We start from the raw sequence: 14431 nt of genomic DNA on the forward strand, positions 1-14431 counted from the left end.
AGTGTTCCTGTTTCATGCTAATGAGGAGAATTACTGCGTGCGGGTAGCCGCAGCGGCCAGTCACTATCCAGCAATGCATTGCGCACCGGCGCAAAACTGCGGCGATGCTGAGGCGTTACGCCAAACTGGGCCAGCTTTTCCATATGCAAAGCCGTTGGATAGCCTTTATGCCGGGCAAAGCCATATTGCGGGTACTGCTGATCCAGTTCACACATCTCACGGTCTCGCGTGACTTTCGCCATGATCGAGGCAGCGCCAATCTCTTGCACCAGGCTATCGCCTTTCACCACGGCTCGGCTCGGCATGGCCAGTGCAGGACAACGGTTGCCGTCGATCAGCACAAAATCGGGCGTCAGATGCAGTCCGGCCACCGCGCGCTGCATCGCCAGCATGGTGGCGTGCAGGATGTTAAGCCGATCGATTTCTTCCGGCTCTGCGCGGCCCAGGCTCCAGCTCAGTGCTTTATCTTTAATCTCATCATACAGGGCCAGCCGGCGTTTTTCCGACAGCTTTTTCGAATCCCCCAGCCCGACAATTGGTCGGGAAGGATCAAGAATGACCGCCGCGGTAACCACCGCGCCGACCAGCGGGCCACGGCCTACTTCATCAACACCGGCAATCAGCCGGGCTTCAGGATAGGTAAATAAGCTCATCGACACAGCTCCAGTACCGCTTCCGCCGCCTGTTGATCGGCATTCCAGCGGATCTGATGATGCAGTCCGGCGAAGGTGGCCAGCAGCGCATCACGGGTTTCGCCTTCAGCCAGCAGCGGCTCCAGCGCCGCTGCCAGCCGCGGCGGCTGACACACATCCTGCAACAGCTCGGGCACCAGTTCACGGCCCGCCAGCAGGTTGGGCAGTGAGACATAATCCGTTTTCACCAGCCGTTTCGCCAGCCAGAAGGTGAAGGGTTTCATGCGATAACCTACCACCATCGGGCATTTTGCCAGCATACACTCCAGCGCAGCGGTGCCGGAGGCCAGCAGGGCGGCATCGCTTGCCAGCATCGCCTGCCGGCCTTTGCCGTCCAGCAGGTGCATCGGCAAATCCGGTGCCACTTCGGCCTTAATCGCTTCAAACTGAGTGCGCCGGCGTGGATTAACCAGCGGAACGACGATTTCCAGCTGCGGGTATTTGTCGCGCAGCAGCATCGCCGTTTTCAGGAAATCGGCGCTTAGCATCTCGACTTCGGCACTGCGGCTGCCCGGCAACAGCGCCAGGCAGAGGGCCTGTGGCGCAATGCCCAGCGCGCGGCGCGCGGCCTGCTTATCGGGTTCAATCGGCATCGCATCGGCCATGGTGTGGCCGATAAAGCGGCATGGCACGTTGAAACGGTCGTAAAACGCTTTTTCAAACGGTAAAAATGCCAGCACCAGGTCGGTGGCCCGACCAATTTTAAACACGCGTTTTTGACGCCAGGCCCACACAGAGGGGCTGACATAATGAATAGTGCGGATCCCCTGCTGCTTCAGCCGCCCTTCCAGGGTGATATTGAAGTCAGGGGCATCAATGCCAACAAAGACGTCGGGCTGCAGCGCGGTAAAGCGGCGGGTGAGATCGCGGCGGATATGCAGCAGGCGGCGCAGTCGGCCCAGCACTTCAACAATGCCCATTACCGCCAACTCTTCCATCTCATACCAGGCTTCACACCCTTCGGACTGCATCAGCGGCCCGGCAACCCCAACAAAGCGGGCATCAGGATGTTTTTCTTTCAGCGCACGGATAAGACCGGCACCAAGAATATCGCCGGAAGTTTCTCCGGCGACAAGGGCAATCGTTAAGGGATGCTTTGGCATGGGTTAACGAATCAGGCCCCTTGTAGAGCGTGCAAAGAAATCGTAAAACGGCTGGACTTCCGGGTGCGCTTGCGCGATGTCAGCGATCTCCGGTTTAACGTCATCCAGCGTCTTACCACTGCGGTAAAGCAGTTTGTACGCGGCACGAATAGCGTGCAGCGCCTCCTTGCTGAAACCGCGGCGTTGCAAGCCTACAAGGTTGATGCCAAAAGGCGTGGCATGGTTGCCCTGGGCAATCACGTAAGGGGGCACGTCCTGGGCCACGCCTGAACAGCCGCCAACCATGACATGAGCACCGATAATGCAGAACTGATGCACCGCCGTCATACCGCCAATGATCGCATAATCATCGATGATAACGTGCCCGGCCAGCGTGGCGTTGTTGGCCAGAATGCAGTGGTTACCCACAATACAGTCATGGGCAACGTGTGCATTAATCATCAGCAGGTTGTCATCGCCAACCCGGGTTACCCCGTCTGATTGCGCGGTGCCACGATGAATGGTGACGCTTTCACGAATACGGTTACGATCGCCAATTTCAACCCGCGTGGGTTCGCCCGCGTACTTCAGGTCCTGATTCGCCTCACCGATCGAAGCAAACTGGTAGATCGTATTGTCTTTGCCGATACGGGTATGGCCATTGACAACAACGTGCGACTTCAGGATCGTACCTTCGCCGATCGACACATTCGCGCCAATCACGCAAAACGGGCCAATCTGGACGCCAGCGCCAATAACAGCGCCTTGTTCAACGATCGAACTGGGGTGAATAACGGCGGTACTATCAATCACGAATTAAGCCTCCCGGCTGCGGGCACACATCATCGTTGCTTCGCAGACAATATTACCGTCAACGGTGGCCACGCCTTTAAAGCGCGTCAATCCACGGCGGGTTTTCTCGAAGGTGACTTCCATGATCATTTGATCGCCAGGTACCACCGGGCGCTTGAAGCGCGCTTCGTCGATACCGGCGAAGTAATACAGTTCGCCCGGCTCCAGTTTGCCTACGCTTTTAAAAGCCAGAATCCCGGTTGCCTGCGCCATAGCTTCCAAAATCAGCACGCCCGGGAAAATCGGTTTACCCGGGAAATGCCCCTGGAAAAACGGTTCGTTAACCGAGACGTTTTTAACCGCACGCAGATATTTGCTTTCTTCGAACTCAAGAACCCGATCGACCAGTAAAAACGGGTAGCGATGCGGTAAAAGTTCGATAATCTCTTCAATCTTCAGAGTATGAGTTTCAGTAGTCAAAATACTCTTCCTGTCCTAAAAAAAATCTGATGGCATCAACAACACGGCCTGCAACAATCTGTCGATCGTCCGCAGGCCGCGAATCATTTCTGTGCGCCAGGCTTTCCCTGCTTCGCATGTTTTATTTATGAAAGCCGGACAGCGTTAGTGCGTATTCGCTTAGTCTTTACCGACTTTGCGCTCGATGTTTTTTAAGCGTTTGCTTATTTCATCGATATTCATTACCAGTGCCGCAGTTTTGCGCCAGGTTTTGTTAGGCTGAAGCGGGATGCCGGAGGAGTATAACCCAGGCTCGGTGATAGGTCGCATCACCATTCCCATCCCCGTGACGGTCACTTTGTCACAAATTTCCATATGACCGTTAATCACGCTGGCCCCGCCAATCATGCAATAGCGGCCAATTTTGAGGCTTCCAGCCATGATAACGCCACCTGCCACTGCGGTATTGTCGCCAATTACCACGTTGTGCGCAATCTGGCACTGGTTATCTATGATAACACCATTACCTATTTGAGTGTTATCAAGAGCGCCACGATCGATAGTGGTACAGGCACCAATTTCAACGCGATCGCCAATAATTACCGTCCCAAGCTGCGGGATTTTCACCCAGTTCCCGCGATCGTTGGCATAACCGAAGCCATCTGCACCGATCACCGTACCGGATTGGATCAGACAGTCGCGGCCAATCTGCACTTCATGATAGACAGAAACATTGGCCCAGAGGCGGCTGCCAGCACCGATATGGGTCTTTTTGCCGACGAAACAGCCGGGGCCGATCACCACGTTGTCGCCAAGCACCACGTCGGATTCAATCACCGCGTTAGCGCCAATCGATACGTGGTTGCCAAGCCGGGCTGTAGCATCAATCGCCGCGCTCGGAGCGATATCTCTAGCGGGCTGCGGCGTGCTGTCCAGCAACTGCGCCATACGGGCATAGGTCAGATAAGGGTTTTTAACCACCAGCGCGGAGCCATGGAAAAAGTCCAGATCCGCTTCCGTCAGCACCACGGCGGAAGCCTGACAGGCTGCGAGCTGCTCGCGGTAACGGCTGTTCGAAAGAAAAGTGATTTGACCTGCCTGGGCGGATTGCATAGAAGCAATGCCGGAGATGGCGATTTCGCCATCTCCGTGCAATTCTGCATCCAACTGCTGGGCTAAATCAGCCAGTCGAATTGAAGGCATGGCTTATTTAACCTGTTTTAAAACATCGGCAGTGATGTCCTTGGATTTAGCAACATAAGCCACCGCATTCTGGTCGATAACTACATCATAGCCTTCACTATCAGCCACTTTCTGTACGGCGTCCTGAATACGGCTCAGGATTTTATTACGCTCTTCCATCTGACGACGACGGTTATCCTGCTCAAATGCCTGAGCTTTAGTGGAGAACGCTTCACGCTGGGCCATCACGTCTTTTTCCACACGGCTGCGCTCGCTGGCTTTCATCGTTGAGCCATCACGCTGCAGGCGTTGCATTTTAGTTTGCAGATCGCGCTCCATACCTTGCAGCTCGGTGGCACGGCCTTTGAACTCGTTCTCCAGCTGTTTCGCGACGGTCGCACGCGCTGGTAACTGTTGGAAAATGCTGGAAACGTTCACCACTGCAATTTTATCAGCAGCCTGAGCGCCGGCGGAAACCGCCAGAGCAATACCCAGACCTGCGGCACACAACAACTTTTTCACTATAAAACTCCTTACCATCAACGTTTGTGTCACGGACACATGGGTTGCGCTGCCTGGTGGCCTGAACTCAGGCCACCTTGAACAGCGCGATACTCGCTTACTCCGCTTCCATGCAGAACCGAATTACCAGGTTTTACCAATGTTAAACTGGAACTGTTCGGCCTTATCTCCGTCATACTTTTTGAACGGCTGAGCGTACGAGAACACCAGCGGCCCAAGAGGTGACATCCATTGCAGCGCCAGACCCGCTGACATACGGATGTTACCCGGTTTGCTGTAATCAGGGATGCCTTCCGCGCTGGTCGCTGCGGTGTTATCCCAGTTGGTATCCCAGACGGTACCGGCATCGACAAACAGGGAAGTACGCACCGAGTTGGCATATTTATCGCTGAGGAACGGCGTCGGCGTGATCAGCTCGGCGCTGGCAACGGCCATGGCGTTACCGCCGACCGCATCGTCAGAACTACAGATCCTGGTGACATCGCTGCCGGAACAGTTGGAAGAACCATTGTTGTAATAGGCCGCCTTCGGACCGATGGTATTGGAGCGGAAACCACGTACCGTGCTGGAACCACCGGCATAGAAGTTCTCGTAGAACGGCAGCTCTTTACCGCTCAAACCACCGCCGTAACCCACGCGACCACGGCCTAACAGCACCCATGAATGATCCTGATCGAGCGGCAGATACTGCTGCGTGTCCAGCGTCGCCTTATAGAAGGCGTTATCCGAACCGGGGATCGTTACCTTGCCGTTCAGGTTGGTACGGTTACCCGCCGTAGGGAAGAAACCACGGTCAAGGGTGTTATACGTCCAGCCATAGTTGAAGGTGAAGTCATCTGCCGAGAAGTCTTCGTCGCCTGAAAGTGACGGATTTTTCCCTACGGAACGCAGATAACGCCACATCGCCACCTGTGGCTGCATATTAGACAGGCTGTTATGGACATAGCCAAGACCAACACGCAGAGTATTGTTTTCATTAACCGGGAAGCCCAGCGTGCCGTCCACACCATAACTCTTGTTAGTATAGTCGGACAGGTCGGCATCGTCGGCCTTAAAATCGTTATAGAACAGACGGCCGCCGAGACTAACGCCGTCAACCGTGAAGTAGGGGTCGGTCAGTGAGAATTCAGCGTAGGTCTGGTAATCATTTTTGGTGCCGCTAAGGCCAACGGTATTACCGGTGCCGAGCCAGTTCTCCTGAGTGATCCCAGCCTGGAAGCTAACGCCACTTTCGGTGCCGTAACCCACACCAAAGTTCAGCGTACCGGTGTTGCGCTCTTTGACTTTGTACACCACGTCGACCTGATCTGGCGAACCTGGCACGCGCCGGGTATCGGTATCAACCGTTTCAAAGTAGCCAAGACGATTCAGACGCTCTTTGCCCTGCTCAACCAGGTCACTGCCTAACCAGGCACCTTCCATCTGGCGCATTTCACGGCGCAACACGGCATCTTTCGAGGTATCGTTCCCTTCAAAGCGCACTTTACGCACGTAATAGCGGTTGCCCGCATCAACGTTGATATGCAGCTTCACGGTTTTGTTGGCGTCATCAATCTCTGTCTGAGTCTGCACGCGAGGATAGGCGTAGCCATAACGACCCAACAGTTTCTTGATGTCGTCTTCCGTGCGGGTGACTTTGGCTCCGTTATACAGCTCGCCGGGCTTGACTTTGCTTAGCCCTTCAATTTCCGCTGAATGCCCGGCCAGGTTGCCGCTTACCGCCACGCCCGAAAGCTTATACTGCTCGCCTTCGGTAATGTTAACGGTAATGTAAATGCCTTTTTTATCTGGCGTCAGGCTGACCTGAGTCGAATCGATATTGAAACGGGCATAGCCGCGATCCAGATAGAAGCTGCGCAAGGTTTCAAGATCCCCGGCCAGTTTCTGTTTCTGGTATTTACGATCGCCAACCACGTTCCACCATGGCACTTCATCACGCAGCTGGAAGCGCGAGATCAGTTCATCCGAGCTGAAGGCTTTGTTGCCCACCACGTTAATTTGTTGGATTTTGGCAGAAACACCTTCAGTAAAGACCAGCTTCAGGTCAACACGGTTGCGAGGCAGTGGCGTAACGACCGCTTTTACGCTGGCGCTGTATTTGCCAACGCTGTAGTAGAAGTCTTCCAGCCCCTTCTCAATAGTGGTGATGGTGGTACGATCCAGCGCTTCACCTACCCGCACGCCAGAGGCTTCGAGGTTTTGCTTCAGCATATCCTCTTTGACCGCTTTATTGCCGGAGAAGGTGATGCTGGCAATGGTTGGGCGCTCTTTGACCTGCACAATCAGCGTGTCGCCATCGCGCAGAACCTGAACATCTTCAAAATTTCCGGTCGCAAACAGTGCGCGAATGGTGTTACTGAGATCTTCATCAGAGACGGTATCTCCCACGCGGACGGGCATACTGAGCAATGCCGCACCGACGGCGACTCGCTGCAGGCCATCGAAATGAATATCCTTCACTACGAACCCGTCTGCACCGTATACGGTAGCGCTGCTAAGCAGCAGCGACGCTATGAGCAACTTTTTCATCGCCATCGTTGTTATGCATTCTTCCTAGCTGGTTCCCACGAATCACTTGCCTGCGGCAAATCAGAAACGTGAAAAATCATTGAATAGCGCAAGCCCCATTAACAGCACCAGCACAATTGAGCCGATACGATAACTGAAGTCCTGAACTCGCTCGGACAACGGCCCTCCTTTGATTTTTTCAATCAACAGGAAAAGCAGATGCCCACCATCTAACACCGGCAGTGGGAACAGATTGATAATCCCAAGGTTCACGCTAATCAGAGCAAGAAACATCAGGTAGTAAATCAAACCGTATTCCGCTGATATCCCAGCCCCCTGCGCGATTGAAATCGGCCCGCTGAGATTGTTCAGCTTCACATCACCGACAATCAGTTTGCCTAACATATTCACCGTAAGCTTCATCAGTTGCCAGGTTTTCGTGCTGGCTTCACCGATTGCAGCGAACGGCCCGTACTGGCGCACCGTTTTGTATTCATCAGGCAGTGGGATAATACGTGGTATCACCCCGGCAAACCCTTCAGCCTTGTTATGAGGATTGGCATCCGGCGTCAGCGTTAACTGCACCCTACTGCCTGCACGTTCCACCTCAACAGCAATCGCTTTTTCCGGATTATCACGCACGATAGTGACAAAACTCTGCCACTGGCCCAGCGGCTGACCACCGACTTTAACGATCCTGTCGCCAGCTTGCAAACCCGCCCGACCGGCAGCGGAATTCTTCTGCACCTGGGCCAGCACCGATTCGATATGCGGCCCCCGGGGCTGGATACCCAAAGAGGTCACCGGATCCTGCTTATCTGGCTCGAACTGCCAGTGACGCAGATCGATGCTCTTTTCACTGGTCTGCTCGCTGCCAAAAGGCGCGAGGGTGAGACGTGTCTCTTCTTCGCCCATTCTCGCCACCAGCGCCATGCGCACAGCATCCCAGTCAGGCGTTTCGATACCGTCAACCGCTTTAAGTTCCGTGCCCGGGGTAATTTGTGCCTCGGCCGCCGGCGAACCGCTTATTATTTCGCCAATAACCGGGCGCACGCCAGGAACTCCGATGATAAACACCAGCCAGTAAGCGAAAATAGCAAAAATGAAATTAGCGACCGGACCGGCGCTAACGATGGCTGCGCGTTGCAGCACGGTTTTATTGTTGAATGCCTGATGGCGGATTTCAGGCGGCACGCTGGAGATCCGCTCGTCCAGCATTTTCACATACCCGCCCAGCGGAATAAGGGCGATGACGTACTCAGTGCCATGCTTATCGAAACGCCGCCAAAGTGCCTTGCCAAAGCCAATCGAAAAACGTTCGACTTTGACGCCGCAGCGACGGGCCACCCAGAAATGGCCGAACTCATGCACGGTGATTAAGATCCCCAGTGCAACGATAAAAGCAGCAAAACTCCAGAGTACATTCAGCATTGTGTTTCCCTACAACGTTCCAAAGACCAGCAATAACAGACAGGCAAATACCGGGACCGCAGCAGTCAGGCTGTCAATGCGGTCAAGAATACCACCGTGGCCAGGGATCAAATTACCACTGTCTTTAATGCCGGCTTCGCGTTTGAACATGCTTTCCGTTAAATCACCCAGAACGGATGCCAGTGCGGCGGCAATCGAACAAATCAGCAACGTGTTTAACGGAACAGACAGTGGCGCAAATTCGCTGAACAGCCAGCAAATTAGCGCTGAAGTCAGTAGCCCCCCGGCAAAACCCTCCCAGGTTTTTCCCGGTGAGACTTTGGGCGCCAGTTTATGTTTACCGAACAGTTTGCCAAACATATAAGCCCCTGAATCCGCTCCCCACACCAGAAACATCAGATAAAGCAGCCACCAGGCACCGGCAAAATGGTCTGATTCATAGTGATACTGGCGCAGCGCCAGCATGCCCCAGAAGAACGGCACAATGGTCAGCAAACCAAACACTAAACGCAATGGACGCGAATTGCGCCAGAAGGAGGCAGAAGAAGGGTAGAACAATACCAGCAGCAGCGCCACTATCCACCAGCATGACGCCAGCCAAAGGGTGTCACCAATCTGCGGAAGATGTACTGAATGCGGGTAAGCAGGGAGGGTGAAAAGCATAAATGCCAGCAGCAGGCCGCATAACAGCGCCAGCCAGACGCGCTGCGAACGGGCAGCAAAACCTGCCAGCTGCCCCCATTCCCACGCGGCCAACATGCTTATCGCCAGAATGGTGATGGCAAACCCTGACGGCGGCAGCAGAAACAGCGCGGCAACGACGATGGGAATTAATATCAACGCGGTAATCAGGCGTGACTTTAACAAAAATTACCCCCAGAGCGCTTATGCGCCACCGGGTGTTGCACCGCCAAAGCGACGCTCTCGTTGTGCAAACGCATTCAGTGCACCTTCAAAAACTTGTTCATCAAAATCAGGCCAGAGAGTATCGGTGAACCAAAACTCTGCATAGGCCACTTGCCATAGCAGGAAGTTACTGATGCGATGCTCTCCCCCGGTCCTTATTACCAGATCTACAGGTGCCACGTCATTCAGGCAAAGGCGCGTCCCCAGAGTCTCTTCTTCGATCTGATCGGGGCGAAGAAGCCCTTCCTGCACCTGCTCTGCAATTTGTCTGACGCCGTGGATAATATCCCAACGTCCACCATAATTCGCGGCAATGTTGAGCGTTAGCCCATTATTTTGTTGAGTCAGCTCTTCAGCACGGCGAATACGCTCTTGTAATCGGCTATTGAACCGACTGATATCGCCAATAATCTTCAGCCGGACATTATGCTTCTGCAAACTTTTCACTTCGCTGTCGAGTGCCCAGACGAACAGCTCCATCAACGCCATCACTTCAAGCTGTGGACGATTCCAGTTTTCACTGCTGAAGGCATAAAGCGTGAGCGCATCCAGCTTGCGACTAACGGCAAAGCTGACGGCACGACGAACGGATTTCACTCCCGCTTTATGACCAGAAATGCGCAGCTTGCCCTGATTTTTAGCCCAGCGACCATTGCCATCCATAATGATGGCCACATGGCGAGGGCCTGCCCACAGCGGGTCATCGGTTTTTAATTGATTTTCGGACGACATAACGCGTAATGATTCCTTGATTCAGAATTCAACGGCTTCTGAAATATCTCACCCGCCTGGCGCAAAAAAGCTGCGAATGCATTGGCGTTGTCCGCTTAACCACGTCATTAGCCCTGAACGGTGGGGCAAGACTATACCACCTCCGCCCAGCGCTCACAAATGGCGACGTGTTAAATCACGCCGTCATGGCCAGCCGCAAAGCGTGGCAATAATGCTCGCGCAGCTGCCCTGGCTTCGCCGTCAATGGCAATCACCGCATCAACGCTACGCGGTTCCTGGCAAGATAAGGTCTCCAGCACCGCAATATTCAGCGCAGCGATATCGGTAAAGCGGATTTCTGCTGCCAGGAACGCCGCTACCGCAATCTCATTCGCCGCATTCAACGTGGTTGTCGCCGCCTGTCCGGCTTTGCTGGCTTCAATCGCCAACTTCAGACAGGGATAACGCGCATAGTCAGGCTCTGCGAATGTCATCGCCGACATCCGTGTGAAGTCGAGTGGTTGAGCACCTGAGTTCACCCGTTGTGGCCAGGCCATAGCATGAGCGATTGGCGTACGCATGTCCGGCGAACCAAGCTGGGCGATCACGCTGCCATCACGGTAACGCACCATAGAATGGATCACAGATTGCGGATGCAGGATCACTTCCATCTGCGCATCGGTGGCATTAAATAGCCAACGGGCTTCGATATATTCCAGGCCTTTATTCATCATGGTGGCCGAATCGACGGAAATTTTACGTCCCATCGACCAGTTCGGGTGCGCGCATGCCTGGTCTGGCGTCATATGACGCAGTTCCGCCAACGGCGTGTCTCGAAACGGGCCACCAGATCCCGTAAGAATAATGCTTTCAATACCATTATTCTCCAGAGAAGCGTACCCTAACTGCTGCTGGAGGGAAGCAGGCAAACTCTGAAAAATCGCGTTGTGCTCGCTGTCTATTGGCAACAGCTGGGCCTGTGAGGCGCTTACCGCCTCCATAAATAGACGGCCGCAAGTGACCAGCGATTCTTTATTCGCCAGCAGCACCTGTTTTCCAGCATGGATGGCGGCCAGGGTAGGTAATAATCCTGCCGCGCCGACGATCGCCGCCATCACCTGGTCGACATCCTCCAGCGCGGCCAGATCGCAGCCAGCTTGCTCACCGCTCAATACCTCGGTGGCAACATTGAGATCTTTGAGACGCAGCCGCAGTTCATTCGCAGCTCGCTCATCCGACATCGCAGCATATGTTGGGCGGAACTCCAGGCATTGCCCGGTCATCATTTCAACGTTACGCCCGGCAACCAGCGCCTTAACGGCAAACCGCTGCGGATTAGCGCGCACCACGGCCAGTGTACTGGTGCCGATAGAACCGGTCGAACCAAGGATGGTCAGTTGCTTCATGCGTTTGCTCAGTGTAATGACCCGGAACGCCTCCCCACCTCAACAAGGGTGACGGGCGGCTGTCGGGCGAGTTAACAAATGCAAAACGCCGTCAGACTGCCCTTCATACGAACGGCATCCTGTACGGCGTTTGAGCGGAGAGTGACGAACTCAGAAGTCCATCAGCTCCGTTTCTTTGTCTGCCAGTGAGGCATCCACTTTTTTGATAAAGATGTCGGTCATCTTCTGTACATCTTCCTGTGCGCGACGATCGTCGTCTTCACTGATTTCTTTATCTTTCAGCAGCGCTTTCAGTTTGTCGTTAGCATCACGGCGCACGTTACGCACGGAGACACGACCCTGCTCGGCTTCGCCGCGCACGACTTTAATCAGGTCTTTACGACGTTCTTCGGTCAACGCGGGCAGCGGAACGCGAATATCGCTGCCGGCTGAACTTGGGTTCAGGCCGAGGTCAGAAGTCATAATCGCTTTCTCAACGGCGGCACCGATGGAGCGATCGAAGACGTTGATTTTCAGCGTGCGCGAGTCTTCCACGGTAACGCTGGCCAGCTGACGTAGCGGCGTAGGAGACCCGTAGTAATCAACCATGATGCCGTCGAGAATACTCGGTGACGCACGGCCGGTACGGATCTTGCTGATGTGGTTTTTGAATGCTTCTACGCATTTTTCCATGCGTGTTTCTGCATCTTTTTTGATGTCGTTAATCACGTTGAAACCCTTGGATTCTGTTTGATCCACCAGCCTCTGCCAGGCAGAAGCCGTTCAAATGCCAATGACTTGTCGATAATTCTGACAGGCAGAATATACCTTATTCTAACCGCTGACAGATATTAATGCGCGATCAGCGTACCTTCTTTTTCGCCCATCACCACGCGGCGCAGCGCGCCAGGCTTGTTCATATTGAACACGCGAATAGGCAGTGAATGGTCACGAGCCAGGGTAAAGGCCGCCAGATCCATTACTTTCAACTCTTTATCCAGTACTTCGGCATAGGTCAGACGCTCATGCAGGACGGCATCCGGGTTAGTCACCGGATCGGCAGAATAGACGCCGTCCACTTTGGTCGCCTTCAGTACCACGTCGGCTTCGATTTCGATACCGCGCAGGCAGGCTGCGGAGTCAGTGGTAAAGAACGGGTTACCGGTGCCGGCGGAGAAAATCACCACGCGGTTATTGCGCAGCAGGCTGATTGCCTCGGCCCAGCTGTAGTTGTCGCAAACGCCGTTAAGCGGGATAGCAGACATCAGGCGGGCGTTGACATAAGCACGATGCAGCGCATCGCGCATCGCCAGGCCGTTCATCACCGTTGCCAGCATGCCCATATGGTCGCCCACAACGCGATTCATACCCGCCTTCGCCAGGCCAGCGCCACGAAACAGATTACCACCACCGATCACCACACCCACCTGAATGCCCAACTCAACCAGCTCTTTCACTTCCTGAGCCATACGATCCAGCACGCTGGCATCGATACCGAAACCTTCAGCACCTTGCAGTGCTTCACCGCTCAGTTTAAGCAGGATACGTTGATATACGGGTTTTGCATTGGTCGCCATGGTTATTTTCCTGGAAGATATCGTCGAAAAGGGGTGTTAACTGCGTGCGGTATCATCCTAAAAGCAGCAAAGAAATACTATTGGGATGAGACTGAAAATGCCCTGCCGCAAGGCAGACAAAAAAGAACCGCCGTTTGGCGGTTCTTGTCGGACCATTAAGACTGCTTGGACATGGCCGCGACTTCTGCCGCGAAATCTGTCTCAGCTTTCTCGATGCCTTCGCCGACTTCAAAGCGGATGAAGCTGGTCACGTCTGCGTTTTTCTCTTTCAGCAACTGGCCCACGGTCTTGCCTGGGTCAATAACGAAAGGCTGACCGGTCAGAGAGACTTCGCCGGTGAATTTCTTCATGCGGCCTTCAACCATTTTTTCAGCGATTTCTTTTGGCTTACCGGACTGCATGGCGATGTCCAGCTGAACCTGGTATTCTTTTTCTACCACTTCAGCAGACACGTCTTCTGGCTTAACGAATTCTGGCTTGCTTGCCGCTACGTGCATAGCCAGCTGCTTAACCAGCTCTTCATCAGCCGCGGTAGCGGAGATCAGAACGCCGATACGTGCGCCGTGCAGGTAGCTGCCCAGCACGTCACCTTCCAGGGAAGCCACGCGGCGAATATTGATGTTCTCACCAATTTTCGCTACCAGCGCAACGCGCTCTTCTTCGAACTGCGCTTTCAGCACTTCAACGTCAGTGATTTTGCCGGCAACGGCCGCATCCAGCACTTTATCAGCAAAGGCCTGGAAACCGGCATCTTTAGCCACGAAGTCAGTCTGGCAGTTGACTTCCAGAATCACGCCGTAGTTGCCTTCAATGCGGGTTTTGATCACGCCGTCAGCAGCAACGTTGCCTGCTTTTTTAGCCGCTTTGATTGCGCCAGATTTACGCATATTTTCGATCGCCAGCTCGATATCGCCGTTGGCTTCGGTCAGTGCTTTCTTACAATCCATCATGCCTGCGCCGGTACGCTCGCGCAGTTCTTTTACCAGAGCAGCGGTAATGTCAGCCATTCTCTAATCCTCGGTTAGCTTGCATCTGTCAGCTGTGCCCGCAGGCGTTCACCACAAATGTCGGTGTCGGGAGAAACATTCTGCCCCGCCGATGATGAACATCGGCAAAGCGAAGTCGAAAAAATAAAGGGGCCAATTCAGGCCCCTTCGTTACAGATTGATATCTGATTGATAAGG

General features: G+C 54.1%; 14 protein-coding genes. All 14 read right to left on the reverse strand.

All coding sequences use genetic code 11. The features are described 5' to 3' along the window. Positions 1 to 17: 17 nt before the first annotated feature. Entirely contained in the window at positions 18 to 653 is a 636-nt protein-coding gene (gene rnhB / locus JGC47_RS13035; RefSeq protein ID WP_004159438.1) for a ribonuclease HII, read from the reverse strand. After that, positions 650 to 1795 (reverse strand): lipid-A-disaccharide synthase, encoded by a 1146-nt coding sequence (gene lpxB, locus JGC47_RS13040; RefSeq protein ID WP_004159440.1) that lies wholly within the window; start codon positions 1793 to 1795, stop codon positions 650 to 652. The genes rnhB and lpxB overlap by 4 nt, the downstream gene beginning before the upstream one ends. Positions 1796 to 1798: 3 nt before the next feature. Beyond that, a complete protein-coding gene (gene lpxA, locus JGC47_RS13045) occupies positions 1799 to 2587 on the reverse strand; it encodes an acyl-ACP--UDP-N-acetylglucosamine O-acyltransferase (protein ID WP_004159446.1) in 789 nt (262 codons plus the stop codon). Positions 2588 to 2590: 3 nt separating this feature from the next. Then, positions 2591 to 3046, reverse strand: coding sequence for a 3-hydroxyacyl-ACP dehydratase FabZ (gene fabZ / locus JGC47_RS13050; RefSeq protein WP_004159448.1), 456 nt, complete (start codon positions 3044 to 3046; stop codon positions 2591 to 2593). A 159-nt stretch (positions 3047 to 3205) separates the two neighbouring features. Further along, entirely contained in the window at positions 3206 to 4228 is a 1023-nt protein-coding gene (gene lpxD / locus JGC47_RS13055; RefSeq protein ID WP_004159449.1) for a UDP-3-O-(3-hydroxymyristoyl)glucosamine N-acyltransferase, read from the reverse strand. Between the two features lie 3 nt (positions 4229 to 4231). Then, a complete protein-coding gene (gene skp, locus JGC47_RS13060; RefSeq protein ID WP_013035892.1) occupies positions 4232 to 4729 on the reverse strand; it encodes a molecular chaperone Skp in 498 nt (165 codons plus the stop codon). 123 nt (positions 4730 to 4852) lie between these two features. Next, positions 4853 to 7264 carry an outer membrane protein assembly factor BamA gene (bamA, locus tag JGC47_RS13065; protein WP_004159456.1) on the reverse strand — a complete coding sequence of 804 codons (2412 nt, stop codon included), beginning with the start codon at positions 7262 to 7264 and terminating at the stop codon, positions 4853 to 4855. A gap of 54 nt (positions 7265 to 7318) precedes the next feature. After that, positions 7319 to 8668, reverse strand: a complete 1350-nt coding sequence (rseP, locus tag JGC47_RS13070; protein ID WP_004159457.1) for a sigma E protease regulator RseP — start codon at positions 8666 to 8668, stop codon at positions 7319 to 7321. A gap of 9 nt (positions 8669 to 8677) precedes the next feature. Further along, on the reverse strand, positions 8678 to 9535 hold the full coding sequence (cdsA, locus tag JGC47_RS13075) for a phosphatidate cytidylyltransferase (protein WP_004159458.1): 858 nt from the start codon (positions 9533 to 9535) through the stop codon (positions 8678 to 8680). A gap of 18 nt (positions 9536 to 9553) precedes the next feature. Beyond that, a complete protein-coding gene (ispU, locus tag JGC47_RS13080) occupies positions 9554 to 10306 on the reverse strand; it encodes a (2E,6E)-farnesyl-diphosphate-specific ditrans,polycis-undecaprenyl-diphosphate synthase (RefSeq protein ID WP_004159462.1) in 753 nt (250 codons plus the stop codon). 170 nt (positions 10307 to 10476) lie between these two features. Further along, entirely contained in the window at positions 10477 to 11691 is a 1215-nt protein-coding gene (ispC, locus tag JGC47_RS13085) for a 1-deoxy-D-xylulose-5-phosphate reductoisomerase (protein ID WP_004159464.1), read from the reverse strand. 150 nt (positions 11692 to 11841) lie between these two features. Next, complete coding sequence (gene frr, locus JGC47_RS13090; RefSeq protein ID WP_004159466.1) at positions 11842 to 12399, reverse strand: ribosome recycling factor; 558 nt, start codon at positions 12397 to 12399, stop codon at positions 11842 to 11844. A 122-nt stretch (positions 12400 to 12521) separates the two neighbouring features. Then, positions 12522 to 13247: a UMP kinase gene (pyrH, locus tag JGC47_RS13095; protein ID WP_004159470.1), complete on the reverse strand. Its 726-nt coding sequence runs from the start codon at positions 13245 to 13247 to the stop codon at positions 12522 to 12524. A gap of 155 nt (positions 13248 to 13402) precedes the next feature. Continuing rightward, entirely contained in the window at positions 13403 to 14254 is an 852-nt protein-coding gene (gene tsf, locus JGC47_RS13100) for a translation elongation factor Ts (protein ID WP_004159472.1), read from the reverse strand. Between the last annotated feature and the right edge of the window lie 177 nt (positions 14255 to 14431).

It is taken from the genome of Erwinia amylovora (assembly GCF_017161565.1).
GTDB lineage: Bacteria > Pseudomonadota > Gammaproteobacteria > Enterobacterales > Enterobacteriaceae > Erwinia > Erwinia amylovora.

Coding starts and splice junctions, on each gene's coding strand:
- rnhB (WP_004159438.1), bottom strand. CDS start 653: ATGAGCTTATTTACCTATCCTGAAGCCCGGCTGATTGCCGGTGTTGAT.
- bamA (WP_004159456.1), bottom strand. CDS start 7,264: ATGGCGATGAAAAAGTTGCTCATAGCGTCGCTGCTGCTTAGCAGCGCT.
- pyrH (WP_004159470.1), bottom strand. CDS start 13,247: ATGGCGACCAATGCAAAACCCGTATATCAACGTATCCTGCTTAAACTG.
- rseP (WP_004159457.1), bottom strand. CDS start 8,668: ATGCTGAATGTACTCTGGAGTTTTGCTGCTTTTATCGTTGCACTGGGG.
- lpxB (WP_004159440.1), bottom strand. CDS start 1,795: ATGCCAAAGCATCCCTTAACGATTGCCCTTGTCGCCGGAGAAACTTCC.
- ispU (WP_004159462.1), bottom strand. CDS start 10,306: ATGTCGTCCGAAAATCAATTAAAAACCGATGACCCGCTGTGGGCAGGC.
- ispC (WP_004159464.1), bottom strand. CDS start 11,691: ATGAAGCAACTGACCATCCTTGGTTCGACCGGTTCTATCGGCACCAGT.
- lpxD (WP_004159449.1), bottom strand. CDS start 4,228: ATGCCTTCAATTCGACTGGCTGATTTAGCCCAGCAGTTGGATGCAGAA.
- tsf (WP_004159472.1), bottom strand. CDS start 14,254: ATGGCTGACATTACCGCTGCTCTGGTAAAAGAACTGCGCGAGCGTACC.